The sequence below is a fragment of the Streptomyces millisiae genome (assembly GCF_031845425.1).
Classification (GTDB): Bacteria; Actinomycetota; Actinomycetes; order Streptomycetales; family Streptomycetaceae; genus Streptomyces; species Streptomyces millisiae.
Genome location: NZ_JAVREM010000035.1, coordinates 37,731 through 63,587, shown reverse-complemented (window position 1 = coordinate 63,587; position 25,857 = coordinate 37,731). Strand labels below are relative to the sequence as shown.

At 70.0% G+C, this 25,857-nt stretch carries 27 protein-coding genes and 4 pseudogenes; 14 read left to right on the top strand and 17 right to left on the bottom strand.

What is annotated here, in order from left to right; genetic code table 11:
- The 6 genes from RNC47_RS22950 to RNC47_RS22925 form a co-directional block, all read right to left on the bottom strand.
- On the bottom strand, positions 1-243 hold a 243-nt coding region (locus tag RNC47_RS22950; RefSeq protein WP_311601401.1), incomplete at its 3' end, for an NAD(P)-binding domain-containing protein.
- A 60-nt stretch (positions 244-303) separates the two neighbouring features.
- Positions 304-690, bottom strand: coding sequence for a nuclear transport factor 2 family protein (locus RNC47_RS22945; RefSeq protein WP_311601400.1), 387 nt, complete (start codon positions 688-690; stop codon positions 304-306).
- A 192-nt stretch (positions 691-882) separates the two neighbouring features.
- Positions 883-1,758: a helix-turn-helix domain-containing protein gene (locus RNC47_RS22940; protein ID WP_311601399.1), complete on the bottom strand. Its 876-nt coding sequence runs from the start codon at positions 1,756-1,758 to the stop codon at positions 883-885.
- Positions 1,759-2,160: 402 nt separating this feature from the next.
- Complete coding sequence (locus RNC47_RS22935; RefSeq protein ID WP_394814849.1) at positions 2,161-2,355, bottom strand: MoaF-related domain-containing protein; 195 nt, start codon at positions 2,353-2,355, stop codon at positions 2,161-2,163.
- Positions 2,356-2,554: 199 nt separating this feature from the next.
- Entirely contained in the window at positions 2,555-3,505 is a 951-nt protein-coding gene (locus tag RNC47_RS22930) for an alpha/beta hydrolase (RefSeq protein WP_311601396.1), read from the bottom strand.
- Positions 3,506-3,857: 352 nt separating this feature from the next.
- Positions 3,858-4,154 (bottom strand): alcohol dehydrogenase catalytic domain-containing protein, encoded by a 297-nt coding sequence (locus RNC47_RS22925; protein ID WP_311601395.1) that lies wholly within the window; start codon positions 4,152-4,154, stop codon positions 3,858-3,860.
- A gap of 291 nt (positions 4,155-4,445) precedes the next feature.
- On the opposite strand from RNC47_RS22925, the gene RNC47_RS37645 reads away from it, so the two are divergent.
- The 6 genes from RNC47_RS37645 (at position 4,446) to RNC47_RS22895 (ending at position 10,548) form a co-directional block, all read left to right on the top strand.
- A complete protein-coding gene (locus RNC47_RS37645; RefSeq protein ID WP_394814848.1) occupies positions 4,446-4,973 on the top strand; it encodes a helix-turn-helix domain-containing protein in 528 nt (175 codons plus the stop codon).
- Positions 4,974-6,074: 1,101 nt separating this feature from the next.
- Positions 6,075-7,013, top strand: coding sequence for an ABC transporter ATP-binding protein (locus RNC47_RS22915; protein WP_311601394.1), 939 nt, complete (start codon positions 6,075-6,077; stop codon positions 7,011-7,013).
- Positions 7,010-7,852, top strand: a complete 843-nt coding sequence (locus RNC47_RS22910; protein WP_311601393.1) for an ABC transporter permease — start codon at positions 7,010-7,012, stop codon at positions 7,850-7,852. Before RNC47_RS22915 ends, RNC47_RS22910 begins: the two co-directional genes overlap by 4 nt.
- Before the next feature lie 20 nt (positions 7,853-7,872).
- Positions 7,873-9,159: a sensor histidine kinase gene (locus RNC47_RS22905; RefSeq protein WP_394814847.1), complete on the top strand. Its 1,287-nt coding sequence runs from the start codon at positions 7,873-7,875 to the stop codon at positions 9,157-9,159.
- Positions 9,156-9,824 (top strand): response regulator transcription factor, encoded by a 669-nt coding sequence (locus RNC47_RS22900; protein ID WP_311601391.1) that lies wholly within the window; start codon positions 9,156-9,158, stop codon positions 9,822-9,824. The genes RNC47_RS22905 and RNC47_RS22900 overlap by 4 nt, the downstream gene beginning before the upstream one ends.
- Positions 9,825-9,966: 142 nt before the next feature.
- Complete coding sequence (locus RNC47_RS22895) at positions 9,967-10,548, top strand: TetR/AcrR family transcriptional regulator (RefSeq protein ID WP_311601390.1); 582 nt, start codon at positions 9,967-9,969, stop codon at positions 10,546-10,548.
- 52 nt (positions 10,549-10,600) lie between these two features.
- Here the strand turns inward: RNC47_RS22895 and RNC47_RS22890 are convergent, their stop codons facing one another.
- From RNC47_RS22890 to RNC47_RS22880, 3 genes are all read right to left on the bottom strand, one after another.
- Positions 10,601-11,473 (bottom strand): aldo/keto reductase, encoded by an 873-nt coding sequence (locus RNC47_RS22890; RefSeq protein WP_311601389.1) that lies wholly within the window; start codon positions 11,471-11,473, stop codon positions 10,601-10,603.
- Between the two features lie 12 nt (positions 11,474-11,485).
- Positions 11,486-12,112: an NAD(P)-dependent oxidoreductase gene (locus RNC47_RS22885; protein ID WP_311601388.1), complete on the bottom strand. Its 627-nt coding sequence runs from the start codon at positions 12,110-12,112 to the stop codon at positions 11,486-11,488.
- Positions 12,113-12,356: 244 nt separating this feature from the next.
- The gene (locus RNC47_RS22880; protein ID WP_311601387.1) at positions 12,357-12,815 is read right to left on the bottom strand and encodes a MarR family winged helix-turn-helix transcriptional regulator; all 459 of its coding nucleotides are present in this window, start codon (positions 12,813-12,815) and stop codon (positions 12,357-12,359) included.
- A 324-nt stretch (positions 12,816-13,139) separates the two neighbouring features.
- Between RNC47_RS22880 and RNC47_RS22875 the strand changes: the two genes are divergently transcribed.
- A complete protein-coding gene (locus RNC47_RS22875) occupies positions 13,140-14,021 on the top strand; it encodes an SDR family NAD(P)-dependent oxidoreductase (RefSeq protein WP_311601386.1) in 882 nt (293 codons plus the stop codon).
- Between the two features lie 175 nt (positions 14,022-14,196).
- Here RNC47_RS22875 and RNC47_RS22870 read toward each other — a convergent pair.
- A pseudogene (locus tag RNC47_RS22870) lies at positions 14,197-14,343 on the bottom strand (metallophosphoesterase); the annotation flags it as partial.
- 2 nt (positions 14,344-14,345) lie between these two features.
- Here RNC47_RS22870 and RNC47_RS22865 point away from each other — a divergent pair.
- Positions 14,346-15,467, top strand: a pseudogene (locus tag RNC47_RS22865) (MMPL family transporter); the annotation flags it as partial.
- A 275-nt stretch (positions 15,468-15,742) separates the two neighbouring features.
- Positions 15,743-16,027 (top strand): hypothetical protein, encoded by a 285-nt coding sequence (locus tag RNC47_RS22860; RefSeq protein WP_311601385.1) that lies wholly within the window; start codon positions 15,743-15,745, stop codon positions 16,025-16,027.
- A gap of 36 nt (positions 16,028-16,063) precedes the next feature.
- Here RNC47_RS22860 and RNC47_RS22855 read toward each other — a convergent pair.
- Positions 16,064-16,467, bottom strand: a pseudogene (locus RNC47_RS22855) (MarR family winged helix-turn-helix transcriptional regulator).
- Between the two features lie 131 nt (positions 16,468-16,598).
- Here RNC47_RS22855 and RNC47_RS22850 point away from each other — a divergent pair.
- Both RNC47_RS22850 and RNC47_RS22845 read left to right on the top strand, forming a co-directional pair.
- Positions 16,599-16,907 (top strand): GNAT family N-acetyltransferase, encoded by a 309-nt coding sequence (locus RNC47_RS22850; protein WP_311601384.1) that lies wholly within the window; start codon positions 16,599-16,601, stop codon positions 16,905-16,907.
- Between the two features lie 32 nt (positions 16,908-16,939).
- Positions 16,940-17,182: a (4Fe-4S)-binding protein gene (locus RNC47_RS22845; protein ID WP_311601383.1), complete on the top strand. Its 243-nt coding sequence runs from the start codon at positions 16,940-16,942 to the stop codon at positions 17,180-17,182.
- Positions 17,183-17,351: 169 nt separating this feature from the next.
- Here the strand turns inward: RNC47_RS22845 and RNC47_RS22840 are convergent, their stop codons facing one another.
- Positions 17,352-18,104, bottom strand: a complete 753-nt coding sequence (locus RNC47_RS22840; protein ID WP_311601382.1) for an SDR family NAD(P)-dependent oxidoreductase — start codon at positions 18,102-18,104, stop codon at positions 17,352-17,354.
- Positions 18,105-18,256: 152 nt separating this feature from the next.
- Here RNC47_RS22840 and RNC47_RS22835 point away from each other — a divergent pair, with 152 nt between their 5' ends.
- A complete protein-coding gene (locus tag RNC47_RS22835) occupies positions 18,257-19,258 on the top strand; it encodes an AraC family transcriptional regulator (protein WP_311601381.1) in 1,002 nt (333 codons plus the stop codon).
- Positions 19,259-19,275: 17 nt separating this feature from the next.
- Here the strand turns inward: RNC47_RS22835 and RNC47_RS22830 are convergent, their stop codons facing one another.
- Entirely contained in the window at positions 19,276-19,449 is a 174-nt protein-coding gene (locus tag RNC47_RS22830) for a hypothetical protein (protein ID WP_311601380.1), read from the bottom strand.
- A 102-nt stretch (positions 19,450-19,551) separates the two neighbouring features.
- Here RNC47_RS22830 and RNC47_RS22825 point away from each other — a divergent pair, with 102 nt between their 5' ends.
- Positions 19,552-20,019, top strand: coding sequence for a MarR family winged helix-turn-helix transcriptional regulator (locus RNC47_RS22825; RefSeq protein WP_311601379.1), 468 nt, complete (start codon positions 19,552-19,554; stop codon positions 20,017-20,019).
- A gap of 254 nt (positions 20,020-20,273) precedes the next feature.
- Here RNC47_RS22825 and RNC47_RS22820 read toward each other — a convergent pair whose 3' ends face one another.
- The 4 genes and pseudogenes from RNC47_RS22820 to RNC47_RS22805 all read right to left on the bottom strand — a co-directional run bounded on the left by RNC47_RS22820 (position 20,274) and on the right by RNC47_RS22805 (position 23,358).
- Positions 20,274-21,116: an alpha/beta fold hydrolase gene (locus RNC47_RS22820; protein WP_311601402.1), complete on the bottom strand. Its 843-nt coding sequence runs from the start codon at positions 21,114-21,116 to the stop codon at positions 20,274-20,276.
- A 147-nt stretch (positions 21,117-21,263) separates the two neighbouring features.
- A pseudogene (locus RNC47_RS22815) lies at positions 21,264-21,494 on the bottom strand (ABC transporter substrate-binding protein); the annotation flags it as partial.
- 1 nt (position 21,495) lies between these two features.
- Positions 21,496-22,143, bottom strand: coding sequence for a hydrolase (locus RNC47_RS22810; protein WP_311601378.1), 648 nt, complete (start codon positions 22,141-22,143; stop codon positions 21,496-21,498).
- A 609-nt stretch (positions 22,144-22,752) separates the two neighbouring features.
- Positions 22,753-23,358, bottom strand: a complete 606-nt coding sequence (locus RNC47_RS22805) for a dihydrofolate reductase family protein (RefSeq protein ID WP_311601377.1) — start codon at positions 23,356-23,358, stop codon at positions 22,753-22,755.
- Positions 23,359-24,443: 1,085 nt separating this feature from the next.
- On the opposite strand from RNC47_RS22805, the gene RNC47_RS22800 reads away from it, so the two are divergent.
- Entirely contained in the window at positions 24,444-25,670 is a 1,227-nt protein-coding gene (locus RNC47_RS22800; protein ID WP_311601376.1) for a glycosyltransferase family 4 protein, read from the top strand.
- Positions 25,671-25,857: the final 187 nt, after the last annotated feature.

Here is a 25,857-nt window from a genome sequence, read left to right as displayed (position 1 = left end):
GCCCGCGGTCGCGTTGAGGACGAGCTCGCCGTGCGCGCCGGCCTCCGGGAACGGCAGCAGTCGCACGCCCTGGTTGGCCCGCTGCCACTCGGCGTAGGGCGGGTGCCCCATCGCGTCCGGCTCGGTACGCGCCAACGTCCGCCGCACGTCGCGCGTCCCGATGACGACGTCGTGCCCGAGCCCCGCGAGCCGCCCCGCCAGGGCGCGGCCGACCATCCCGGTACCGAGAACGGCGATCTTCATGTGCACTCCCATATTGTTTCTGTTCGAGAAATTCCAGCTGTGCGGACAGGTCCGCCGGGGTCAGCCGTTCACCAGCCCGTCGACGGCGAGGCTGTCGGCGACCTGCCGCAGATGCGTGAGCTTGCCGTCGCGGACCGTCCAGATGTGGATGAACCTGACGTCCGCACTGTTTCCCCGCTTGGTCACACAGTGGTAGTGGCCGAGCGCGCAGACGTGGCCCTCGTCGTCCGCGTAGTACTCCTCACCCACGGCGTGCAACGCGTCGAACCGCTCGAAGAGGGGACCGAAGAAATCCCTGCCCACGCTCTCGAATCCGTGGTAGACACCGCCGCCTGGGAAACCAGGCGTGATGTCCCAGACGATGTCCGGAGCGATTACCTCCTGGAGTACGGCCGGGTCGGCCTCGGAATCGTAGATCCTGCGCACGAGGGAAATGTTGGACGACACGGTTTTCTCCTCGAGAAGGCTGTACGGTCGCGCTTTTCAGCATGGCACGGAATGTGGGTGCCGAGGGTGGGCGGGTTTTGTACCAGGCTGAAGGGGCGCGCACTGCGGCCCGTCGCAAGAGGCGGGTAACCGTTTGGCGATAACGCGGTTCCGGTGAATCCGATGGGAGGGGAAACGGCGCCGGGAATCCCCTCAGCCGGCGGTGTCGCGCGCGCCGCAGTCCTGGTGGGTCGCCGCCCAGGAGGCGAGGAAGCGCAGCCCCTCGGAGGAGCGCGAGTCGGGTTCGGCGATCCAGATGATGAGCTGCTGTTCGGGGTCGGCTTCGCAGGTCAGGGCGTCCCAGTCGAGGGTGAGCTCGCCGGCCAGCGGGTGGTTGAACACCTTGGTGCCGCCGGTACGGGGGGCCACGTGGTGGCCTCCCCACCACTGGCGGAACTGGTCGTCCCGCACCGACAGCTCGCCGACCAGCGCGGTCAGCCCCGGGTCGTCGGGGCGGGCCGCGGCCCGCCGCCGCAGCACGGCCACGGCGTTGCGGGCGGAGTCCTCCCAGTCCGAGTACAGCGACCGCATGGCGGGGTCGGTGAAGAGCTGCCTGAGGTAGTTGCGCCGCTGGTCGGGGATCTCCGAGAAGTCGGTGCTGAACAGGCCCTCGGCCATCGGGTTCCAGGCCAGGATGTCCAGGTTTCGTCCCAGGATCATGGCCGGGGTGACGCTGAGCTCGTCCAGCACCGTGCGCAGCTGCGGCTGCGTCTTCTGCCGGGTTCTGGGCCGCCTCCGCCCGACATCCCTGCCGGCCAGCTCGAACAGGTAGTCGCGCTGGTCGTCGTTCAGGTGCAGGACCCGGACCAGGGAGGACAGCACGGACGCGGAGGGGGTGGTGCGGCCCTGCTCCAAACGGGTGTAGTAGTCGGTGCTGATGGCCGCGAGCCCGGCCACCTCCTCCCTGCGCAGGCCGGCCACGCGCCGCCGCCCTCCGGTGTCGGGCAGGCCGACCGTGCGGGGGCTGAGTTCTGCGCGGCGGGCCTTGAGGAATTCGCCCAGCTCGGCGAGGTGCGCGTTGCTGGTCACGCCGACCAGCATGCCACCGTTCGCCGGTCGGCCGGGTGGGACAGTTTTGTCCCTGGAAAGGCCCGGCCCGGCTCAAGGGCGGGAGCTTCGGTGCGCCCGTCCGCGCTCTATGGCTATTCGACGATCTCCGCGGTGACGTCGTCGCCTTCGAGCAGGTCGAACTGGTCGGGGGAGGTCACGGCGCACGGTGTCAGCCCGCGACAGGTGCGCCTGGCTGGATGCTCGCCACGTCGCGGTTGACGATTCCGATCTCGGGTGCCAGCCGGCCGGAGAGCAGCCGCGACTCGGCCGCCGCGGCCGAACTCGTGCTCTCGCCGAGGAGATCCCGGAGCCGGACGCCGCCTGAGGCGACGCCGCGAGAGCCCGGGCTCGCCGTCCCGGCCTTCCGAGGGACTCACGGCCTCATCGGACGCGGGTCCAGGTTCCGGTGAGCTGGACGAACTCGCCTCCGATGACGGAGCTGGCCATACATGCCCCCTCCGCGTAGTCCTCGATATGGGTGACCCTGTCGCCGGACTGTTCGCTCCAGCGCACGACGTACAGGCCGTCGCGGACCTTGACGGTCGTGTAGTCCATCGTCTCGGTGCGACCCTCGATCGCGCCCCCTCCGTCACCAGGAACGTGACGCTGGTCGGTGAGTTGAAGGTGATTTCCACCGTGAAGTGGCCGAGCGGTGTGTTCGGGCCGAGATCAGCCAGCCAGGTCTGCCCCACGCTGGGAAGCGTCGCGTCTGTCTCCATTTTCACACCTTCGTTCCGTTGATCGAACTCGTAACCAGGTGACGGTGACCCGGAGGTCATGCCAGGTTCTTGGTGAAGAACTCGTCCAGCTTGTCGAACGGGATCAGGTCTGTCCGGTCGTACAGGTCGACGTGGTTGGCACCCGGGACGACCGCGAGTTCCTTCGGCTCCGCCGCGAGCTCGTAGGCGTCCTCGCTGAAGTAGCGGGAGTGGGCGTGCTCACCTGTGATGAACAGGAGGGGCCGCGGCGAGACCGTCTTGATGTGATCTGGCAGCGAGAAATTCATGTACGCCATGGTGCTGGTCAGGGTGAACTGGGTGGGGGCGTTGTGGTGGTAGCCCTGCGGCGTGGTGTAGAACTCGCTAAACTCGGCGCCGATCGGATTGGTTTCCGGGGCGACCCCGATGGATTGTCGCGGGGCGAGCGCAGGATGCCCGGCCTCGAAGTCCGCGTACCGCTGCTCCGCGAGTTCGTCGAGGATGCGGATCCGTTCTTCCTCGGTGAAGGAGTCCCGGTAGCCCTTCGAGTAGATTCGGGAGATGTCGTACATGCTTGCTGTCGCGACCGCTTTGACGCGTCGGTCGACCTGTGCCGCGCTGATGCCGAATCCGCCGCTGCCGCAGATGCCGATCACGCCGATGCCCTCTCGGTCCACGAAGGGGCGCGTGCCAAGATAGTCCACGGAGGCGCTGAAGTCCTCGACGAAGATTTCGGGCGAGGTGACGTGGCGCGGTTCGCCGCCGCTGTAGCCGTTGAACGACGGGTCGAAGGCGAGTGCCACGAAGCCGCGCTTGGCCATGTTCTGGGCGTAGATGCCAGATCCCTGCTCCTTCACCGCGCTGTGCGGTGGGCCGATGATGACCGCCGGATACCGCCGGGATTCGTCGAAGTCCTTCGGCCGGTACAGATTGGCCGCGAGAGTGATGCCGAACCTGTTGTGGTATGAGACCGGGGTCCGGGTGACGTCCTCGTCCAGGTCGAAGATGTGGTTGTCCGTCACGGGCATTGCCTTCGTTCTCCTCCGAGGGGCCGGTGAGCCATGTGGCACGCGGCTCCTCCTGGTGTCACGCGTGAACGCTCTACGGGTGGAATGATCCCGGGCAGCAGCTCCCTCGCATTACTCTCAGTAGCAGACGCAAGAGTACGCTTATGGCTATAAAACGAACATTCGTCCTGTGCAGTGGTTGACCACAGTGCCACCCCCCTCGTCGGCTCTGGAGTCGCGCTGACATCCGATGCGGCGCCGTGGTCGTCGCGACTGGCGTGGATGGCAGGCGAGCGGGCCAGGACCGCCAGGGGGCATCGCGACCGAGTCGATGGCGAACCGCTTCGCCGACGCGGCCGTCTATCGCTTCAACTCATCGTGCGGGCCGGGCTGGCCGGGTGTTCTCGGGGTACGCGAAGCGAGTCACCACCAGGTGGCGGCGGCTCAGCCCCGAGACCTCCGAGCCGAGTTCCTCGACCACGCCGAGGAACTCGTGGCCCATCGGCGTGCGCTCTTCGGAGGCCGGCATGTTGTGGTACGGGTGCAGGTTGCTCCCGCAGACGCCGGCCCTGACGATGCGCGCGATCGCGTCGCTCGGCTGCTCGATGATCGGGCCGGGCGTGTGCTCGACGCGGACGTCGCCTGCGCCGTACATGAAGGCTGCTCGCATGAGTGAGGCTCCTGAATGGTCTGCGTAGGCCGAGAACGGCGTCGAGTCGCGCCGGCCGCGTTCGCTGTCGCGACCGCCATCGGCTCCGCACGCCGATCGTTCAGGCTCGCACTCACTCACAGCTCCGCACAGGGGAGGGTTTCCTTCCTGGGTGCATTACTCCCTGGAAGAACTCAGCCTCCCTCGCCCCCCGCGACGGGTGCAAAGCCGGACCTATGGCCTCCGGCGGACACCCCAACGGGCTGCGTGAGTTCCTCAATGCGCGCCGCGCGCAACTCAGCCCCTCGCACCGTGGGCCTGCCCGAAGGCACCGGCATGCCCCGGGTACGCGGGCTGCGTCGGGAGGAGGTCGCGCGGCTGGCCTCGATCTCCACGGACTACTACACCCGCATCGAGGCGGGCTCCGCCGCCGTGGGCACCATCGCCATCCAACTGGTCAAGCAACTCGGCGCCGACGTCGTGATCGACTACAAGCGGCAGGCATTCGAATCGGTCCTCGACGGCTATGACGTCGTCCTGGACACCGGGACGGCCGAGGGTTGGAACCCCGCGTCCTGGGGCACTGGGCCCTGCGTACCCACGTGGCGGCCGTCCTCCGGGACGGCCGGGGGCTGGAACGACGGCCAGGTACAGCACCGCAAGTACGGCATGGAGGGTTTGCGGCCGTTCTCCGGGACGGCGAGGGCTTGGAACGCCGCACACATCCCGGGCCTGCGGATCATCGTGGGCGGTACTAGCCGATCTTTGGATCGCCTCTGTGGGGTATTTGTGGGGCAGCAGGCGCCAGGATCCGGAAACTGCCTAGTCAGAGCTCTGTAGCGGGGAGACTGTAAATCTGCTGGCTTTGGGCGGGTGCCTCTCGGAGGGGCGATGAGGACGGGTCCCGGGCGGCACGTCGCTGTTCCTGCCGGGGGGTTGGTACCCCTCACAGGGGCAATGAGGACAGGCGTCCGAGGCGGAGGACCACCGCCTGGCGCTCATGTTGGTACCTCTCGCAGGGGCGATGAGGACCGTACCGGCATGCGGCCCCAGGGTTGCCGTCGGCGGCCTGTTGGTACCCCCCGCAGGGGCGATGAGGACGGGGGAGGGTCGGGTCGCGGCCGACCATCAGGGCGGCGTGTTGGTACCCCTCGCAGGGGCGATAAGGACCAGGAGGCCGTGATGCACCTCCTCACCCGGGCGTCCAGTTGGTACCCCTCGCAGGGGCGATGAGGACCCCAGAGTAAAGCCGCAGGTGAGGCTAGGCAGTGACCACTGAGCGCGAAGGCGTTTTGCAGCGGACCTTCGGTCGTGTCGTTGGGCCCGGCGTGTTGCTGAAATCGCGGAGGGCCGCACCCTTCCGATGATGTCATCTTGGCCCCAGGTCTGTGCTCCGAACTGAGACTGGCTACACGAGGAAGGGAGCGAGGGTGAGTGCCCATCTGAGTGACAACGGGTGCGGATCGCCGTGGTCGGCCGTGGACGTCGGAGGACGGATCGTGCTGGTCAGCGGGCTGTTGCGGCCCGCCCTGCTGGGGGGTGGATTGCATGGCATGCAAGAGGTCAGGAGTTCAATTCTCCTTAGCTCCACAGGTCAGAGGCCCCCTCCCACAAGGGAGGGGGCCTCTGAGTGCCTATCTGAGTGACTAACGTCCTCACTCCGGATGCAAGTGCACGAAGTGCAGCAGTCGGACAGTAGGGATATGAAGCTGTGCCGGAGTTCCCTTGGCGGCCACACGGTGGGCCAGGTGCCGTGCCGAGCGCGGCTCCCGCCCTCTCGACCACGCCGCCGAGCGGCTGTGGGCGCTGATTCCCGTCGTACCCCGGTACGACGTCCGCCCCATGAATCAGCCCGCGGTACGACCGGATCGGGTTCGTTCCGTTCCTAGCGTTGCCGGTGAGGCGCCCGACGGGCGCTCGACGCAGAGGAAGGGGACGCGCATGATCGAGGCACGGCTACTGACCAAGAGGTACGGAGAGAAGACCGCGGTGGACCGGCTGGACTTCACCGTGCGGCCGGGTACCGTGACCGGCTTCCTGGGGCCCAATGGCGCGGGCAAGTCCACCACGATGCGCATGATCGTCGGTCTTGACGCCCCGACGGGCGGCTCTGTGACGGTGAACGGCCGCTCCTACGCCGGGCACCGGGCGCCGCTCCAGGAGGTCGGCGCGCTCCTGGAGGCGAAGTCGATCCACCCGGGCCGTTCGGCGTACAACCACCTCTGGGCGCTCGCGTTGACGCACGGGATCTCCCGCGGCCGCGTCGACGAGGTCATCGACCTCGCGGGTCTCGGCAGTGTGGCGAGGAAGCGGGCCGGGGCCTTCTCGCTCGGCATGGGGCAGCGGCTCGGCATCGCGGCGGCACTGCTCGGCGATCCGCAGACGGTGATGTTGGACGAGCCGGTCAACGGCCTCGATCCGGAGGGCGTGCTGTGGATCCGCAACCTGCTGACGGGGCTGGCGGCCGAGGGGCGGACGGTGTTCGTCTCCTCGCATCTGATGAGTGAGATGGCGTTGGTGGCGGACCACCTGATCATCGTGGGACGCGGCCGGCTGCTGGCCGACACGACCGTGCGGGAGCTGGTCCGCGAGGCGGGCGGCGACACGGTGAAGGTGGCGACGCCGGACCCGGCGCGGTTGCGGGACGTCCTGGCGGTGCCGGGCGTCGACATCACAGGACAGGTCGGCTCCGAGGAACTGCACGTCACCGGGCTCACCACCCGCGAGATCGGTCTGACGGCGGCGGAGCACGGAATCCCGTTGTTCGAGCTGAGCGCGCGGACGGTGTCGTTGGAGGAGGCGTTCATGGACCTGACCAGGGATGCGGTGGAGTACCACGGGACCACGACCGGCGCCGACGCCCTCGGGAGGGTGGCATGAGCACTCTCACCGCGACCGTCGAGCCCCGGCCGGAGCCGGCCGCTCCGTCCCGCCCTCGCTACCGGGTGACCGGGCGGCGCGTGCTGCGCTCGGAATGGGCCAAGCTGTGGTCCCTGCGCTCGACGTGGATCACGCTGACCCTCGGCCTGTCGTTCCTGCTGGCCTTCGGGCTGGTCGCCGCCTGGCAGTTCGAGTCCGGCGGCCTGAATGATCTGGATGACGACTTCGAGGGTGCCACGGCCGTGGACCTGGCCCTGTTCGGGGTGCCCTTCGCGCAGCTGGCCCTCGGTGTCCTCGGCGTGCTGGTGACGGCGGGCGAGTACTCGACCGGCATGATCCGCTCGACGCTCGCGGCGGTGCCGCGCAGGCTGCCGGTGCTGTGGTCCAAGGCGGCGCTGTACGGTCTGGTGGCGCTGCTGGTCGGCACGGTCGGCGCGTTCGTGGCCTTCCTGGTCGGTGGCGGGATCCTTTCGGGCACTTCGGTGGCCCAGAGCCTGTCGGACGCGGGTGTCGCGCGGAGCCTGCTGGGGGCCGGGCTCTACCTCGGCCTGATCGGGGTGATCAGCACGGGTCTTGGCGCGCTGTTGCGGTCAGTGGCGGGCGGCATATCGGTGCTGGTCGGCGTCTTGATCCTGGCTCCCGGCCTGGTCCAGCTCCTGCCCGGCTCCTGGCGGGACGACATCAGCCCCTACCTGCCGAGCACCGCGGGGGAGTCCATGTTCGCCCTGACACACGACGCCTCTACCCTGTCCCCCAGGGCCGGCCTGGCGGTGTTCCTCGCCTGGACGGTCCTCGTGCTGGCGGGGGCGGCGTACCGGCTCGTGCGCGGCGACGCCTGACCCGCCCGGGCCACAGACAGGTGACATCCGTGAGCATCGACGACGCCGGCGGCATGGGCCCGTTGGTCGCCCGGCTGAACCGCGTCGGACAACGCTTGCGGCGGGCGGACCGCGCCCGCCCGTGGGTGCTGGACACCACGCTGGTCGTGCTGGTCGTCGTGGTGTTCTGCCTGCAGGACCTGGCGCCCGAGGGCTCGGGGGACGACGGCCCGGACGAGCTGCGGCTCACACTCATCGAGCCGCCGCTGGCGGCGACGCTGGCGCTACAGGCCGGTCTCGTGCTGCCTCTCCTGTGGCGGCGGCGGAAACCGCTGGTCGCCTTCGGCGTCATCACGGCTGTGTTCCTGCTCCAGTGGTCACTCGACGTCGTACTGTACGCGGACGTCGCCCTCTTCGTCGCCCTGTACAGCGTGGCCCTGCACGGACGGCTTCGGCAGCTGCCCTGGGCCTGCGCCGTCATGGCGGGCGCGATAGTGCTGGTGGCGCTCCGGGTGTCCCCGTCCGTGTCCGTCTGGGGGGCGCTGTTCTTCCTGTTGTCCACGGCGACCGCGGCCTTCGCGCTCGGCCTGGTGATCAGGATTCGCCGGGCCCAGCTCGCCGGGCTCCGGGAGCGGGCGGCCCAGCTGGAGGTCGAGCGCGACCAGCGCAGCAGGCTGGCGACCGCGACCGAACGAGCCAGGGTCGCCCGCGAGATGCACGACATCGTCGGACACAACCTGGCCGTCATCGTCTCCCTCGCCGACGCGGGAGCGTACGCCAGCGACGCGGCCCCGGAGCGCGGCAAGGAGGCGCTGAACCTGATCGGAGACACCGGCCGGCAGGCTCTCGACGAACTGCGCAGGGTGCTCGGCGTGCTGCGCGAGGCGGCGGACGCCCCGACGTCCGGGGCCATGCTCAGTCCACAGCCCGGGATCGCGGACATCGACCTGTTGTGTGCCGGCGTGCGGGCCGCCGGTCCTGAGGTCGTCTACCGTACGGTCGGTGACATGGACACGCTGGACAGAGGGGTGCAGTTGACGGCGTACCGCATCGTCCAGGAGGCCCTCACCAACACTCTCAAGCACGCTGGTGCCGACACCCGGGTGAGCCTGTCGATCGCCGTGGAGGACACCCGGCTGGAGATCCGGGTGCGGGACACCGGCTCGCCGGGCCCGATCACACCGCCTGACGAGGAAGGACATGGCCTGGTGGGCATGCGTGAACGAGCGGCACTCTACGGCGGGGTCGTCCGTGCGGGGCCCGCGACGGCCGGCGGCTGGAACGTGGAGGTCATCCTCGACCTCACCCCTCAGGGCGGTGCCCAGTGACCACTGTGCTCATCGTGGACGACCACCAGCTCCAGCGCTACGCGTTCCGTATCCTGCTGGAGTCCGTCCCCGAGATCGCCGTGCTCGGTGAGGCCGCGCACGGCGCCGAGGCCGTCCGCCTGGCGGCGGAACTACGCCCCGACGTCGTGCTCATGGACGTCCGCATGCCCGGCATGGACGGCATCGAGGCCACCCGCCGCATCGTCGACGCCGGCGACCGCTCCCGTGTTCTCGTGCTGACCACCTTCGACCTCGACGAATACGTGCATGCCGCCCTCCGGGCGGGCGCCAGCGGCTTCCTCCTGAAGGACGCGCGTCCCGAGGAACTCCTCGCCGGCATCCGGGCCGTCGCCGTGGGCGACGCCGTGATCGCTCCCGCACTCACCCGCCGCCTCCTGGACGAGTACGCGCAGCACGTTCCGCGACCGGACGACATCGCGGTTCAGGAAGCGAGGCTGAAGGCTCTCACCGATCGCGAGCGCGAGATTCTCGTGGCCGTCGGGAAGGGCTGGACCAACACCGAGATCGCCGCCCACTTCGTCGTGGCCGAGTCCACCGTCAAGAGCCACGTCCGGAGAATCCTGGCCAAGATCGGCGCCCGCGACCGCATCCAGGCGGTGATCTTCGCCTACGACCTCGGGCTCGCTCGCCCCAGGACCGGTTGAGCGGGCGAGGGAGGCGACCCGCCTCGGCCGCGGCCGGCGCTATGGTGGACGTAAGCGGACGGATGTCCGCTATCGGTGGGTGTGTCGGGCGGCTGTCCGGCCGGGGCAGGGGATGTCGGGTGTGAGCCCGTGAGGAGGGGAAGTGGAGCCCAGAAACGACGCGCCCCAGCGCTCGGACGCGCAGCGCAACCGGGAGCGGATCCTGGCGGTCGCGCTGGCCGAGCTGTCGCACGCCCCGGACGTCCCGTTGAGCACGATCGCCCGGAAGGCGGGGGTCGGGCAGGGCACGTTCTACCGGAACTTTCCCAACCGTGAGGCGCTCGTTCTGGAGGTCCACCGTCACGAGGTGCGGCTGCTCACCGAGGCCGCCAGGAAACTGCTGGAGACCCGGCCGCCGGACCAGGCCCTGCGTGAGTGGATGGACCAGCTCGCGCGCTTCGCCGTGGCCAAGGTCGGCCTGTCGGGGGCGATGCGTCAGATCGTCGGCACGACGGATGCCGCGGCGCAGCCGGGATACGCGTTGGTGGTGGAGGCGATCGAGGCACTATTGGCGGCCAATCACGAGGCCGGCACCATTCGCCCGGGGGTGACGGCCGACGACTTCATCCTGGCCATCGCCGGCGTCTGGCAGCTCGACGGCCGGGGGGACTGGGAGGCGCAGGCCACCCGGCTCCTGGACCTTGTCATGGACGGACTGCGCGCGGGAGCGCCTGGGCGCGGCTGACAGCTGGTCACCCACGACGGCCGCGCGCCGCGTGCTGGGGAGTGGTCCCGCTTCATGCGAGTGCGGAGAGGTCCTCCGGGGTGAGGGTGATCGATCCGGCGGCCATGTTCTCCGCCAGGTGGGTGAGGGACCCGGTGCCGGGGATGGCGAGGGTGACGGGGGAGGAGGCGAGGAGCCAGGCCAGGGCGACCTGGGGGACCGTGGCGCCGTGCCGTTCGGCGACCCGGGCGATGCCGTCGCCGGTGAGGTCGCTCGTGCCGCCGCCGAGCGGGAAGAACGGCACGAAGGCGATGCCGGCCTCCTCGCAGGCCGTCAGGAGTTCGACGTCGTCGCGCTTGCCGGCGTGGAAGTGGTTCTGGACGGCGGCGATGGGAGCGATGGCGCGGGCCTCGGCGAGGTGGCCGGTGTCGACGTTGCTGAGGCCGAGGTGACGGATCAGGCCCTCGTCGCGCAGCGCGGCGAGCGTTTCGAAGCGCTCGGCGACGGACTCGCCGTGCGGGGGGTCCATCATTCCGACGCGGAGGTAGACGAGGTCGAGGCGGTCGACGCCGAGGGTTTCGAGGTTCGCCTCGATCATCGGCCGCAGGGCGGCGGGGTCCGTGGTCTGCCGCAGCCCGCCGTCGGGCGTCTGCGACGGGCCGACCTTGGTGGCGATGACCATCCCGGCCGGGTAGGGGTGGAGGGCGTCGCGGATCAGGGCGTTGGCGCTGACGGTGCCGTCGTCGCTGCGGTAGAAGGAGGCGGTGTCGATGTGGTCGACGCCGAGTTCGACGGCGCGGCGCAGGACGGCGCGGCCGGTTTCGGGGTCGCGGGCCGGTCCGGTGAAGCCGTTGGTGGACAGCCGCATGGCGCCGAAGCCGATCCGGTTGACCGGAAGGTCGCCGCCGAGCAGGAAGCCGTGGGGGGTGGGGGAATCGAGGTTCATGGTCAGTCCGGGTCAGTCGGTGATGACGGCGTCGCGGTGGATCCACTCGGAGCCGTGGGCCGCCTTGTACAGGAAGTCGGCCACGTCCGCGCGGCTGATCGTCGGGTTGCCCTTCATCGGGAGGCGCTCGCCGACGAGGTAGCTGCCCCTGGCCGGGGCGTTGGTCAACCTGGTCGGGTAGACCAGTGTCCACTCCAGGCCGCTGGAGCGGATCTCCTTCTCGGACTGTTCCTTGTTGGCGTAGATGTTCCGCAGGAACGTGCTGTACATGACCTTCTGGGTGGCGCTCGCCGACTGGTAGGTGTCGCCTACGCCGAACGACGAGAGCCACACCAGTCGGGAGACGCCGGTCTCGGCGGCCGCGCCGATCACGGCTGCCGAGGCGCGGGTGAAGAGGTCGTCGGCGCGCACGGACGTTCTCCTGCCGAGGGCCGAGATGACGACGTCCTGGCCGGTCATGGCCTTCGCGACGTCGTCGCGGGAGGTGGCGTCTCCGGCGACCACCGTGACGCGGCCCGCCAGGTCGGCCAGCGCCTCCGGCCGGCGGGCGAGGGCGGTGACCCGGTCTCCGGACCGGAGCGCCAGGTCGACGACATGGCGACCGGTGGGGCCGGTCGCGCCGAGGATGAGCAGCTTCATGGCAAGGGAACCTCCCTGCGTGTGGGCGGTCGCGGGCTGTCCTTCGCTGCCACTGACGGAGTCCGTGGCGTTGTCAGGCCAGCCCAAGCGGACAACTGTCCGGCATGCTGGCGAGCGTACTGGACAGCTGTCCGGTTAACAAGCGAGGGGCGGGTCAGGCGGCGGAGGTCGGGCGCGGCCTTCGGCGTCGCCCCCCCCGCCGCGGGTCGGCTCGGCTCGCGTCGCGCCGGCCGTCTTCCGGGGTTCAGTTCCGGTGGGGCTCTCTCGGTGGGGGCTCGCCGGCGGGGGTGCGACGCTCCGCGTCGACGTCCTGGGGTCCCCGGAGGCTTCGGGGGTCGGCTTTGGCCGTGGGTGGTAGCTCGATCCCCCGTGCGCGCAGGGAGTCGGCCACCTTCTCCAGCAGCCTCAGTAGTTCGTCTCGCTCCTCGGGTGTGAAGTCGTCGAACAGTGACGCCGCCGCCTTCTGTGACGGCCCGAGCTCCTGCTCGGCCACCCGCCTGCCGGCCTCGGTGAGCTCGACCAGCTTGACCCGGCGGTCGTGCTGGTGGCTGACGCGGCGGACCAGGCCCTCCTTCTCGAGGCCGTCCACCAGGACGGTCATGTTCCTCGGGGACATGCCGAGGGACTCGCCGAGCTCACTCATGCCGGCCGGTTCGCTCTTGATGGTCAGGCCGAGAAGCACGCTGGCGCGGGGTACCGTCATCCCGCCGCCCGTGGGCATGTTCGCGTGCATCCACTGCCTCAGACCCTTGCGTAGGTTCGCGAATCCGGCGAGTAGTTGGTGGCCTGTGGGCGGCGAGGGGGGCTCGCCGGCCGGTCTGGAACCGGGAGCTGAAGTTGACAACTGTTTCCTTGTCACTTGATAATTCCCTAAGGGTTACATTGACAATGCTGGCAGAGGTGGCGTCGCGTCGGCAACCGGCGGTGAGGCGTCACCCGTGGGTCGCGGTCCAGGCCGGCAGGGCCCACGCGAACCAGGACGGGACAATCAGCCATGGACCAGGCCAAAGCGCGGCGCGTTGTCGTCATGACCGGCGTCACGTCGGGTCTCGGCGCGCACGCGGTGCGGATCATCGCCGCGCTGCCCGAGACGCGGGTCATCGTCGGCGCACGGGGAAGCGGACGAGCGGTCCCGGCCGGCGTCGAGGTCGTCCCGCTCGATCTCGCCTCGCTCGACAGCGTCCGGGAGTTCGCCGACGAGGTGACCCGGCGGCTCGGTGACGCCCGCATCGACATCCTGGTCCTCAACGCCGGCATGCAGACCGCCACCACCGAGGCGCGGAGCGCGGACGGCTACGAGCTGACGTTCGCGGTCAACCACCTCGCCCACTACCTGCTGGCCCGGCTCCTGGAGCCCCACCTGGCCGACGGCGGCCGCCTGGTGATCACCACGAGCGAGACGCACGACCCCGCCGTCACCCCGATTGCGCCCAGGACCCTCGAGCCGCGGACGCTGGCGCACCCCGACAAGGGCGGATTCGGCACGGGCATCCGCGCCTACTCGGCGTCCAAGCTGTGCAACCTGCTGACCGCGCAGTCCCTCGCCGCGCTGGAGTCGGTCAGGGCCCGCCGGATCACCGTGGTCGCCTTCAGCCCGGGCCTCACCGGCGGCACCTCGCTCGGTCGGGACAGCTCCCGTGCCAGGCGCGCGTTCGTCGGGATCCTGATGCGCACCGTCTTCCGCGCGGTCGGCCTCTTCCGCCCCGAGTACGTCATGGGCACCCCCGAGCGCGCGGGCGAGGCGCTGGCCGAGGTCTCGCTGGGGATCCTCACCCTGCCGCCCGGCCGGATCTACGTCTCCCTGGTGAAGGGCGAACCGAGGTTCCCCGAGCCGTCGGAACTGGCGCGCAGCCGAGACGCCCGGGACCGGTTGTGGCGGGAGAGCGCGGCCATGGTCGGCCTCGGGTAGGGGCCGGGCGCGGGAGCGCGTACGACGCGGGGCCGTCGTGGCGGCGAGTGTCGGCAATGGCGCGCGCTCCCGGTCGCTCGTCGTGGGGTAGAACGTGCCGGACGGAGCTTACCCGGGCCGCCTCGGTCCGTCGGGCGGTCCTCCGTTCGGCTTCTCGTCCTTCGGGGAGACGGGCCTACGCGCGCGTCGAGGCGAGTTCGACGACGGTGATGTCGGACGGCGCGCCCACGCGGACCGGCGGACCCCAGGCGCCGGCGCCGCGGGTCACGTATAGCTGCGTGTCGCCATAGCGTTCCAGGCCGGCCACGGTGGGATTGGCCAACCCGCTGGTCCGGCTTCACCCAGCGCCACCCCAAGGCACTGGCCGCGGCGGCCCTCGTGATCCTCGCGGTCCCGACCCTCTCGCTGCGCCTTGGCTCATCCGACCAGGGCAACAACGCCGAGGGCAGCACCACCCGAGAGGCGTACGACCTGCTGGCCGAGGGCTTCGGCCCCGGGTTCAACGGACCGCTGCAGATCGTCGCCGAGACGCCGAACGAGGCGGACCGGCAGGTGATGGAGGCCCTGACCACCGACGTCGCGGCGGCCGACGGCGTCCAGCGAGCGGCGATGCTGCCGATCCCGTCCGAGACCGGGGTGTCGGTGATCGAGGTCGTGCCCACCACCTCGCCGCAGGCCGAGGAGACCGACCAGCTCATCGACCGGCTGCGGGCCGAGGTCATCCCCGAGGCCGTGGGGGACGCCCCCGTCGAGCCGCTGGTCGGCGGCTCGACCGCCCTCTTCAAGGACTTCGGCGCCGGAATCACCGACAAGCTGCCGATGTTCGTCGGGATCATCGTGGGCCTGGGCATCCTCCTGCTGCTGGTCGCCTTCCGCAGCGTGGCGGTGCCGCTGACCGCCGCCGTCATGAACCTCATCGCGGCGGCCGGAGCGTTCGGCATCCTGGTGGCCGTCTTCGGATGGGGCTGGGGCTCGGAGGCGATCGGCGCCGGCCCCGGCGGACCGGTCGAGTCGTTCGTGCCGGTCATCATGCTTTCCCTGCTGTTCGGCCTGTCCATGGACTACCAGGTGTTCCTCGTCAGCCGGATCCACGAGGAGTGGACCCACACCCACGACAACCACCGCGCGGTACGCGTCGGCCTGGCCGAGACCAGCCGGGTCATCAACTCCGCGGCCCTCATCATGATCTTCGTGTTCTCGGCGTTCGTGCTCCAGGGCGACCGGATCACCTCAGAGTTCGGCATCGGTCTCGCCGGCGCGGTCGCGCTGGACGCGTTCATCATCCGCACCGTGCTGGTCCCGGCGCTGATGCACCTGCTGGGCCGGGCCAACTGGTGGCTGCCGGGCTGGCTCGACCGCCGGCTGCCGCACCTGGCCGTGGAACCACCGGACACGCCGCCCACCGAGGCGACGACCGCGGCGCGAACGCACGCCCGGGCTCACTAGGGCCTGTGCTCGCCGCGACCACCGACGCCCCGCCCCGGTGGTCGCGGCCGGCGCCGCGGCGCCGGCACGGTAAGCGCGGTGGCTGTCGTCTTCGTCCTGCCGCCGGATGTGCAGGCCGCGGAGATTCCGGCGGTCAACGGCGTCGGCCAGGTGCGGTCGATCGCCAAGCTCTACGGGGAGTTGCAGTCGGCGGCGCCGCACTCGGCCTCGCCGACGCCACGACGGACGCGTTGCGCAACGCTGCCACACCTCCGACGGACGGGCTGCTCGACGAGGTGCCGCGCGTCGAGACGGGCTTCTCCCTGGGGCACGTCGAGCCGTTTCCGGCGTTCCGGTTCGGCTCGGAGTCGGACCGTGCCTTCGGGGCGACGGGCTTGGGCGGGTCGTTCGCCGTCGCGGGCCCGGACACCGGCACGGGCTTCGCGTACGCGATGAACCGCACCGGATTTCGACTTTGGGACGATCCGCGTGAAGTGGCGCTGCGGGATGCGCTCTTCGTGCGGGTGCTCGGCGAGCGGCCTCAGCGGCCCAGCCCGAGCTCCGGGCGTTCCGACGTCTGACGTGCGCGGCCTGGCGGCCGCGTCCCCCTCGCCCGGTCAGTCGGGCTGCTTCTCCAGGTGGTCCAGGACACGCTTGGAGATCCGGGCGAGTGTGCTGAGCTGGCTCGGGGTCAGGGCGTCGATGAACAGGCGGCGGACGGGCTCGGCGTGCTGGGGTGGGGCCTCTTCGAGCGCCTTGTAGCCGGCCGAGGTGGCGACGACGAACGCTCCGCGTCCGTCGTCGGGGCATTCCTCCCTGGCCACGAGCCCGCGTTTCGCCATCCACGTGACCTGGTGGGACAGTCGGCTCTTCTCCCACCCACGAGTTTGGCGAGATCCAGGAAGCGCATCCGCCCGTGGCCTCTTTCGGTGAGGCTGGCGAGCACGACGTGGTCGGCGGCGGACATTCCGGAGTCGGCCTGGACGCGGCTGGGCAGCCGTCGGATGAGCGTCTCCCGCATGCGGACGAAGCTGTCCCAGGCGGCCCTCTACTCAGGCGCCAAGTTGATGCATCAACCTGATGGGGTTAGGGTGGTGTCCCGGCTGACGGATTCTGTCGAGCCGGATGGGATCAGCCCGGTGAGGAGAACGCATGGCGGTCGAGGTGAGGGACGTACCCGAGGCGAAGCGCTACGAGGCCCGCGTCGACGGAGAGTCCACGGTGGCGGGCGTCGCGCAGTACATCCGTACGGCGGAACTCGTCGCGTTCGTGCACACCGAGGTCGGGGCGGAGTACGAGGGCAGGGGAGTCGGTTCCGCGCTGGTCCGCACCGCCCTTGACGAGGCGCGCGCCGCGAACCTGCGGGTGCTGGCCACCTGCCCCTTCTTCGCGGGCTGGATCAGCCGGCACCCCGACTACCAGGACCTGCTGTACCAGTCCCGCAGCAAGGTCAGTGACTGAGGAACCGGAGTGCGGCGGTGACGGAGGCGGGTATGAGAGGTGGGTCTGAGCGGAAGGCGTATCGGGCGCGGTCGATCACGGTGACCTTCGAGGCCGGGCGCTGTCGGCACGCCGCCGAGTGTGTGAAGGGCCTGCCCGAGGTGTTCGACACGGCGAAGCGCCCGTGGATCCAGCCGGGCAACGCCACGGCCGAGCGCGTGGCTGAAGTGGTGCGGCGCTGTCCCTCGGGTGCGCTGCGGTACGAACTCGTGGACGGCGAGAAGGAGACCACCTGAGGGCGCACCGTGATCACCAGCGGCCGGGTGGGGGCCCGGGCCTTCGGGTGACGGTGCGCCGCGAAGATGTCCAGGCTGGTCGACCGCGGCTGGCCGCGCGAGCGGGACGACGGGCGGTTCACGCACGCTCCGGGGGCGCCTCGGATGCCACCCGCCGTGTGGTGCCCGCTCAGATCTGGTTGGCGCCACCGTCGACGTAGAGGTTCGCGCCGACGACGTAGCTGCTCTGTTCCGAGGCCAGGAAGGCCACGACCGCGGCGGCCTCCTCGGGTTGACCCATGCGGCCCTTGGGCACGGTCGCGGCGACGTTCTCCTTGACGGCCCGGGCGGTCTCCTCGTCGCCGAAGGCGGCGGTGCCCCCGGGGGTCTCGATCCATGCCGGCGAGACCACGTTGACCCGGATGCCACGGCCCTTGAGCTCTACGGACCACGTCCGCGCGAAGGACCGGACGGCCGCCTTCGACGCCGCGTAGGCGCCGAACGCCTCCATGCCACGGTCGGCGGCCGTCGAACCGACGAGGACGATCGAGGCTCCGTCGTTGAGCAGCGGCAACGCCTTCCGCACGGTGAACAGCGTGCCTCGGACGTTGACCGCGAAGGTCTGGTCGAAGTGTTCCTCGGTGGTCTCTTCCAGCGTCACGAACGAACCGATCGCCGCGTTCGCCACGAGCACGTCCAAGCCCTGGCCGCGCGCCCGGACCGCCTCGTAGAGCCGGTCCAGGTCCGCCGGCTTCGCGATGTCGCCGACGACCCCGGTGGCCCGGTCTGCTCCGATGGCCTTGACGGCCGCCGCCAGTTCGGACTCGCGTCGGCCGGTGACGAACACGTACGCGCCCTCGTCCGCCAGTCGTACGGCGGTGGCCAGACCGATACCGGTGCTGCCCCCGGTGACCACCGCCGTCTTGCCGTCCAGCTGTCCCATGTGGGTGTCTCCATCGCTCTCTCGACGCCGATCCGTTCGGCCCGTTCGACATCGATACTGCGGGAGACCGGGGATACTATCCATGATGTAGAGTCCCATATTCTTTACGTATCATCCAGGAGGTGCCGTCGGTGCTCGGCTTTCGGGATCCCGTGGCTGACGCGATCGGCCTGCTCCGGCCCCGCACGGTGATCGGGCCCAGCCTCCGGGCTGCGGGAGAGTGGGCGCTGCGCTTCGACCCGTTCCCGCACGTGCGGATCGGGGGCCTCGTGCGCGGCACCTGCTGGTTGATCCTCGAAGGGCACGAGCCGGTGCTCCTGCGGGCGGGCGACACCTTCATGCTGGGCAACCCGCCGCCCTACGTGCTGGCCAGCACGCTCGACGCGAACCCGCGCACCGCGGAGCCGGTGTGGGCGGGTGCCGAGGACGCGCTCGTGCGGATCGGCCCGGAGTCCGAGGAGGACCTCTACCTCTGCGTCGGGCACATCGCGTTCGACGACCGGAACGCGGCCCTCCTGACCGATCTCCTGCCGCCGCTCGTGATCGTCCGCGCGGCCGATCCACATGGCGGGCGGCTCGGGCAGCTGATCGATCTCCTGGCCACCGAGGTCGGGGTCACCGCCGCCGGCGGCCCGCTGGTGCAGAACCACCTCGCGCAGATCCTGCTCGTGCACATGCTGCGCGCTCACGCCGGTCAGACGGACCGGCCCACCGGCTGGCTGGGTGCCCTGAACGAGGACGGCATCGGTGCCGCCCTGCGGGCCGTGCACGCGGACATGGCCCACTCCTGGAGCCTCAGGGAGCTCGCCGAGATCAGCCACATGTCGCGCTCCGCGTTCGCCCGGGCCTTCAAGAGCCACGTCGGGGTCCCGCCGTTGGAGTACCTGATCCAGTGGCGCATGAGCCTCGCGCGCGACGCCCTCGCCCGCGACACCCTGTCGATCTCCGAGCTCGCGCGGGCCACCGGTTACCTGTCCGAGAGCGCGTTCAGCACCGCGTTCCGCCGTGTGGTCGGCTCATCGCCCGCACAGTTCCGGAGCCAGGCACGGCGGCCACCGCGCCCGGCCGCCGACACCACTACCGGCGACGCGGACACGCGTCACGAACGCGACCGCGATACCCGCGGTACGGCGGTGGGTGTCGACGAGGCGTAACCGGCGGCTCTCCGAGTTCAGCGGAGAGCGATGCCCGTACCCGTGGAACGGAGCGCTTCCTCAAGGAGGCCCGCACCGGGCCCGGCCAGCCAGCGGTCGAAGGGCAGCAGGAAGGGGAACAGAACCTTCGGCAACGCTTCCCCGTGCCGGGCATCGACAACGAAATCGCCCAGGGTGACGGGTGAGGTCAAGGATGCCGACGCTCGCGGCACCCGTGATGTCCTGGGTATCGATCGGAATCAGTCACGTCGACGGAATAGATGAGCTGTCAACGGTTTCGTTACACTCCGTCCATGAACGCGACGCCTCGCTGGCTGACCTCGGAGCAGAAGGCCGCCTGGGACAGTTTCATCCGCATGCAGGAGACGCTCATCGGGCGACTCTCCCGCCTGCTCCAGGCGGACTCCGGGATGTCCGCCTCCGACTACATCGTGTTGGTCAGTCTCACCGAACGTGGCGGCGGGCGGATGCGCTTCCTCGAGCTGGCCAAGTCGGTGGAGTGGGAGAAGAGCCGCATGTCGCACCAGGTCGCGCGGATGAGGAAGCGCGGCCTGGTGGCCAGGGAGGAGTGTCCCGACGACGGGCGTGGCGCGTTCATCGTCGCCACCCCGGCCGGCTACAAGGCGATCGAAGAGGCCGCGCCCCAGCATGTCGATCACGTCCGCCGGCTGTTCATCGACGCCCTCACCCGGGAGGAGCTCGACACGCTCGCCCGGATCTCGAACCGCGTCCTCGCGCATATGGAGAAGCAGCCCGACTGACCGATGAGGGCGCCACACGTTCCTGGCCGGGTGGTGGCGTCAGCCTGCGCCAGTTCGGCGCGAGGGGGCTGACCCGCGGGCTACCAGCGAGTTCACGCTCTTCCCGCGGTTCGACGCCGAGCTCCGGCGCGTCGTCCGCACGACCGGCGCGATCCAGAGAGTGAACGCCGGCGTCCGCCGCGCGGTACCGGAGCGAGTCGACCAGCCACTCCCGGCGCTCCCCTCCGTGACCGCCGGGAGTGAGTCAGGGCCGCTCAGACCTGGACGAAGCTCAGGAGCGCCTTGTTGACCTCGTCGGCGTGGGTCCACAGCAGGCCGTGCGGGGCGCCTTCGATCTCGACGTACTCCGCCTCGGGGAACATCGTGTGGAACGGGCGGCCGGTGGCGTCGATGGGGAGGATGTTGTCCATGGTGCCGTGCAGGATCAGGGCGGGCTTGCCGGAGGCGCGTACGGCCGCGACGTCGTCGCGGAAGTCCTCGATCCAGCTGGGCACCACCGCGTAGGCGGCCACCGGCGCGCTGCGGGTGGCGGTGTTCCAGCTGGCGGTGACCGCCTCCTGGCTGATCCGCGAGCCGAGGGTCTCGTCGAGGTTGTAGAAGTCGTTGAAGAACTGCGTGAACCAGGCGTACCTGTCGGTGCGGGCCGCCTTGGCGATGTCGTCGAAGACGGACCGCGGCACCCCGGTCGGGTTGTCGTCGGCCGCCACGAGGAACGGCTCGAGCGAGGCGAGGAACGCCAGCTTCGCGACGCGCTCGTGACCGTGGTTCCTCACGTAGCGCGCCAGCTCGCCGGTGCCCATGGAGAAGCCGACCAGGATCACGTCGCGCAGGTCGAGGGAGTGCAGCAGGGCGTTCAGGTCGGCCGCGAAGGTGTCGTAGTCGTAGCCGGTGCCGACCTTGCTCGACTGCCCGAAGCCACGGCGGTCGTAGGTGATGACCCGGTAGCCGGCGGCGATCAGCTCGCGCGACTGGAGTTCCCAGCTGGTGCCGTCCAGCGGGTAGCCGTGGATGAGGACGACCGGCTGCCCCGTCCCGTGGTCCTCGTAGTAGATCTCGGTGGTGGTGCTGTTCTCGGTTCCGACCTCGATGTATCCCATGATTCCGATTCCCTCCGTGCGGTGGTGACCCCGGATCGGGGGGTGTGCGGACGCCGCCGACGCCCGACGCCGTTCTCTCTGTCTGCCTGGTGTCAGACCATCGGGTTGCCGCTGACGGTCGCCTCGGGGGGAGGTGAGGTCCTGGATGACGTCCCAGTGCTCGTCGATCAGTCGCTCGTAGATCCCGGGAAGGAGGTCGGCGTTCCCCTGGTCGTCGTAGCGGACGAACTCGACGGGACGGCCGAGCAGTCCGCCTCGACTGTTGACGTCCTCGCGCCAGATCTCGTGGGCGAGTTGGGCCGGCCGGCTGTTGTCCGCGAGGGGGCCGGTCAGCGTCAGGCAGTACCCGATGCGGACGGGCGCCGGCCGGGTGGTCATGTCAGGCGCGGTCGGTGGCGAGGAGCTGCGTCTCCCAGGCGTAGGCCACGCCGGTGGCGCCGCCGTGCTGGAGCATGATCTCGGTGGTGCCCGCGATGGTCTTCTCGCGGGCCCAGTCGCGCTGCCACTCGCTGGCCACGGCCAGCCAGGTGATCGGGGTGACGCCGGCCTGGGCCATGCGCCGCACGGCCATGTCGTGGCCCTCCTTCGAGCCGCTGCCCGAGGCGTCGGTCACGGCGTAGACCTCGAAGCCCTCGCCCGCCGCCTGGATGGCCGGCATCGCCAGGCAGACCTCGGTCCAGAGGCCGGCCAGGATCAGCTTCCTGCGCCCGGTCGCCTTGACGGCGTCCACGACGCGCTCGTCCTGCCAGGTGTTGATGAGGGTCCTGTTGATCGGCTTCTGCTCCGGGAACACGTCCTGCAGGCCCTGGAGGACAAGGCCGCCGCGCTCCTCCAGCACGGTCGTCAGAATCGTCGGGACGTCGAACACCTTGGCGGCCTTGGCGAGCCCGACGACGTTGTTGACGATCATCGTCGGTTCGTGGCTGTTCAGGTTCGCGAACTGGAACGGCTGGTGGTCGATCAGCACGAGGACGCTCTCCTCGGGCGTCAGCAGCGCGTCGAGTCCGGCCTTCTTCTCGGTGCTCATGGGATTCCCCTTCCGGAACTTCGCGTCCATGGGCCTCAGGCGACGCACCGAGATCTCGATGCCCGCGGTGAGCCGATACGGCTGACCGGCTGGCGACCCCACCATTTGGTTGACGCGTCACATACGCTAGGTGGCGGGTACTTGAGATGTCAACTAGCGCCCCCGGCCGCCGGTTTGCGGGCGGGGACTGGGGACGGGCGACCCGTCTGGGGCGCGTCGCGTGGCTCGCCGGTTGCCGGTGAGTCGCCGGTGAGGACCGCTGATGCGTCGTACGGCGGCGGCGTGCACGACGGTCGCCCAGGTCGTCCGGCAGAGTTGGTACCCCTCGCAAGGGCGATGAGGGCTCGTTGACCCCGGAGTGTTGCTGAAATCGCGGAGGGCCGGACCCTTCCGGTGATGTCATCTCGGCCCAGGTCTCTGCTCCGAACTGGCGCCGGCTACAAGGGGGAGAAAGCGGGGCGAGTGACTATCTGAGTGACAACGGGCGCGGATCGCCGCGGACAGCGGTGGATGTGAGCGGACTCCCATCCAGCAGGCCGTGAACCGGGCGTTGGCCAGGAACGGTCCCGCCGGGTCTGGCGGCGGTCCAGAGCGGCGGGCGGGGCGACGTCACGCAGGGGTGCCGAGCGGTGGGTGCTCGAGGACGCGGGGCTTGTACTCGACCAGTTGGATGCGGCCGTCGAAGGTGCGGTGCTCGATCATCTCCAGGGCGACGTCCGGATAGCCGTCGTAGATGCGCTCTGCGCCCGTGGCCCCGGTGATCACCGGGAACATCACGACCCGGAAGCGGTCGACGAGTCCGGCTCGCAGCAGGGACCGGCACAGGCTCAGGCTGCCGATCGTGCTGAGGAGCCCCGAGCCGCTCGACTTCATGGCGCGGACCGCCTCGACGGCGTCGTCGCGGACGAGCGTGGAGTTGGCCCATGTCAGTGGCTCCTCGAGTGAGGAGGAGAACACCACCTTGGACGCTTGCGTGAGCTCGTCGACGGACGCCTCTTCTTCGGGCCTGAACTCGTCCTGGCCGCTCGGGACCTCGCCGGCGGCGAAGCCCGACATCAGGTGGTAGGTGTTCGCTCCCATCAGGTAGGTGCACTCGGGCTGCTCGCCGAGCCATGCGAGGTACTCCGGGCCCTCGAGGCCCCAGAACCCGGGCCATCCCTCGCCCGACGCGTAGCCGTCGAGGGAGGTGATGAAGTCGACGAGAAGCTCCGACATGGCGGTGTCCTTTCCTAGGGCGTCACGAGCTCTGACCGGCCGGGAGCCGCAAACTCATCGGCCGCGCCGTGGGGTAACGAGGAAACCCATGACGCTGCGGCCGATCGTCTCGTCCGAGGAGGGGGACGCTGGTCGAGACCAAGGGGGTGCTGTCCGCGGTGCGGTGGATAAGATCCTCGCCGTCGTCCGCAACTGATCACCCACCATCGCCGCGCGCCACGGTCTGGGGTCGCATCGCGACGGGAGTACGGCGTGGGCCGGTGTGGCGACCCCGAGGCGTGGGGGTGACCTACATTCCACGGCTGCGACGTCGTCGGCCGGCGCACCGGCGATTCGCCGTGGAGAACGCGCGTAGGTCCACCTGCTGCGCGCCGCCCCCCGTGGGCGCCTCGCCAGTACACCCCCGCGGAACCCCCGAAACCGTGTTGCGGAGCGCTCGACGTGCGCCCAGCATGCCTTCGCGCCCGCGCCTTGCGAGGCATCCCACAGATGCGACGACGCTCCCTCCCCGCGCGGTCTCTGAGAGCTACGGCAGGAACGGACAGTGGCCACTCCTGCGCGTCACCAGGGTGACCTACGGCACGGACGGATGTCCCGTGGAGCTGGTATACCTGCCCTTTCCCCGGCGACCGGACCGAGTTGGGGTGCGCGAACCTTGCCGGTCGTGGCCGTCGATGGGTGAGGAGCAGCCCGGTGTCCGAGGTCAGCGTCGTCACGCTGTTGTCTGACGACGGTCACGACTGTCTCGCGGCGACGTCGCAGCCCATCCCCTCCGGGGCGGGTGTCCCGGGCGTCTCCCGGGGAGGCTCCGATCAAGGAGGGCCCGCCGCTGGTCAGTTGATCCGGGCGCTGGGGCCGCTGCCGGACGGCAGCCTGGTTCCGGGACCTGGCCGTCTGCCCGGCATGGCTGTCGCTGGCGCCCAACGGGCTGGGACGTCCCCGGTCGTGGGCGCGGCGAAGGCCACGAACCCGTCGCTGGCCTGGCCGTTGGGAGAATGGGCCGCCCTCCCGGATGCCGAAGACGCCGGGATCCTGCCCGCGGGCAAGGCGGTGCCTCAGCGGGGTGACGCACCGCGTGCGTTGGGATGGTCCCGGTCGCCCAGCACGCCCACATCGGACTGAGAGAACTGATAACTGATAGAGGGGACGGCGGCATGCCGAAGGCTCTCCTGGTGTCCCACCGCCTGGGTGGGTTCGACGGTGTCAGCGTCGCGGCCGAGAAATGGCACACCGTTCTCTCGCACCTCGGGTTCGACGTCGTCCGGGTGGCGAGCCACTATGTTCGCCGGGAGCCCGGGGACGTGCTCATCACGGGCATGTGGGCGGACCTGCCGGGGCACCCCTGCCCGCCGCTGGACAAGCGTGCCGTGCGGGAACTCGTGCGCCAGGCCGACCTGGTGGTACTCGACAATCTCGGCACCCTGCCGTCCGCGCCCGAAGCCGCCCTGGGGTGGCAGGACATTCTGCTGCGAGAGGAGGTGCCGACGATTGTCAGGCACCATGACCCGGGTTGGCAGATCGTGTCCGGGCTCTGGGGGCCACACGATTCCTCGTCCGGGCTCCCGATCCATCACCCGAGAATGCTGCACGTCACCATCAACAGGATCACCGAACAGGAATTCGCGGACCGGTACCCGGAGTTGCCGGAACGGAACGCCCTGGTGACGGCGTACAACACGGTGGACCGTCGGGAGTTGGTGGGCGGCGACAGGGCGGGTACCAGGGAGGCGTTGCGGGTCGCCGACGAGGACCTGCTCGTGCTGCACCCGATCGCGCTGGGGAAGCGGAAGAACGTCCCGGCGGCTGTGGAGCTCTCGCGTTCCCTGCAGCGGCGCTACGGCGAAAACCGGAGGGTCAGGTACTGGGTCACGCACACCTCGGCGCGGTGGGAGTCCGTTCCACCGGAGATCCAGGAGGTCTTCGCGACCGCACCCGGTCTCGTGATGGGATCCGTGCCCCGGCGGAGCGACATGTACGCCGCCGCCGATCTGGTCGTGCTCACCTCCACCTGGGAAGGCTTCGGGCAACCGGTTCCGGAGGCGATGGTCGCGGGAAAGCCCGTCGCGGCCGGGCCATATCCCGTCCTCCGGGAGTTGGCGGAGCACCACGGTTGGCAGGTCCTGGATCCCCTGCGCCCCGAGGACGTCTTCCAGGTTCTCGAGGACGCGGACCGGTTGAACCGGCTCGTCTCCTGGAATCGCGCCCGCGTCGGGGAGATGGACACCCTGGGTTTCGCGCCCACCATGAGGAAACTGGTGCGGGCGGCGGAGCGACTGGCTGCCGGCCGGGCCGGAATTCGCGAGATCGCGTGAGGCCCCGTCCCGCCCGACGGTCAGCGGCATGTGCCGTCGCCGCGGGGGAGCGACGTACCGGGTCGCCTGCGCTGGCCAGGGACCATGACCCCGCCTACGCGCGACCGCGAGAGCACGCGACACCCCGGTGAAGCGAGGCCGGCGGCGACGGCGCACGGCCCGAATCGCTACGCGGGGGGTTGGCCGT

Excerpts from the sequence above, each read along its gene's own strand:
- RNC47_RS22930 (WP_311601396.1), bottom strand. The coding sequence starts at position 3,505 with ATGCCCGTGACGGACAACCACATCTTCGACCTGGACGAGGACGTCACC.
- RNC47_RS22925 (WP_311601395.1), bottom strand. The coding sequence starts at position 4,154 with ATGCGAGCAGCCTTCATGTACGGCGCAGGCGACGTCCGCGTCGAGCAC.
- RNC47_RS22915 (WP_311601394.1), top strand. The coding sequence starts at position 6,075 with ATGATCGAGGCACGGCTACTGACCAAGAGGTACGGAGAGAAGACCGCG.
- RNC47_RS22910 (WP_311601393.1), top strand. The coding sequence starts at position 7,010 with ATGAGCACTCTCACCGCGACCGTCGAGCCCCGGCCGGAGCCGGCCGCT.
- RNC47_RS22890 (WP_311601389.1), bottom strand. The coding sequence starts at position 11,473 with ATGAACCTCGATTCCCCCACCCCCCACGGCTTCCTGCTCGGCGGCGAC.
- RNC47_RS22885 (WP_311601388.1), bottom strand. The coding sequence starts at position 12,112 with ATGAAGCTGCTCATCCTCGGCGCGACCGGCCCCACCGGTCGCCATGTC.
- RNC47_RS22880 (WP_311601387.1), bottom strand. The coding sequence starts at position 12,815 with ATGACGGTACCCCGCGCCAGCGTGCTTCTCGGCCTGACCATCAAGAGC.
- RNC47_RS22875 (WP_311601386.1), top strand. The coding sequence starts at position 13,140 with ATGACCGGCGTCACGTCGGGTCTCGGCGCGCACGCGGTGCGGATCATC.
- RNC47_RS22850 (WP_311601384.1), top strand. The coding sequence starts at position 16,599 with ATGGCGGTCGAGGTGAGGGACGTACCCGAGGCGAAGCGCTACGAGGCC.
- RNC47_RS22845 (WP_311601383.1), top strand. The coding sequence starts at position 16,940 with ATGAGAGGTGGGTCTGAGCGGAAGGCGTATCGGGCGCGGTCGATCACG.
- RNC47_RS22840 (WP_311601382.1), bottom strand. The coding sequence starts at position 18,104 with ATGGGACAGCTGGACGGCAAGACGGCGGTGGTCACCGGGGGCAGCACC.
- RNC47_RS22825 (WP_311601379.1), top strand. The coding sequence starts at position 19,552 with ATGAACGCGACGCCTCGCTGGCTGACCTCGGAGCAGAAGGCCGCCTGG.
- RNC47_RS22820 (WP_311601402.1), bottom strand. The coding sequence starts at position 21,116 with ATGGGATACATCGAGGTCGGAACCGAGAACAGCACCACCACCGAGATC.
- RNC47_RS22810 (WP_311601378.1), bottom strand. The coding sequence starts at position 22,143 with ATGAGCACCGAGAAGAAGGCCGGACTCGACGCGCTGCTGACGCCCGAG.
- RNC47_RS22805 (WP_311601377.1), bottom strand. The coding sequence starts at position 23,358 with ATGTCGGAGCTTCTCGTCGACTTCATCACCTCCCTCGACGGCTACGCG.
- RNC47_RS22800 (WP_311601376.1), top strand. The coding sequence starts at position 24,444 with ATGGTCCCGGTCGCCCAGCACGCCCACATCGGACTGAGAGAACTGATA.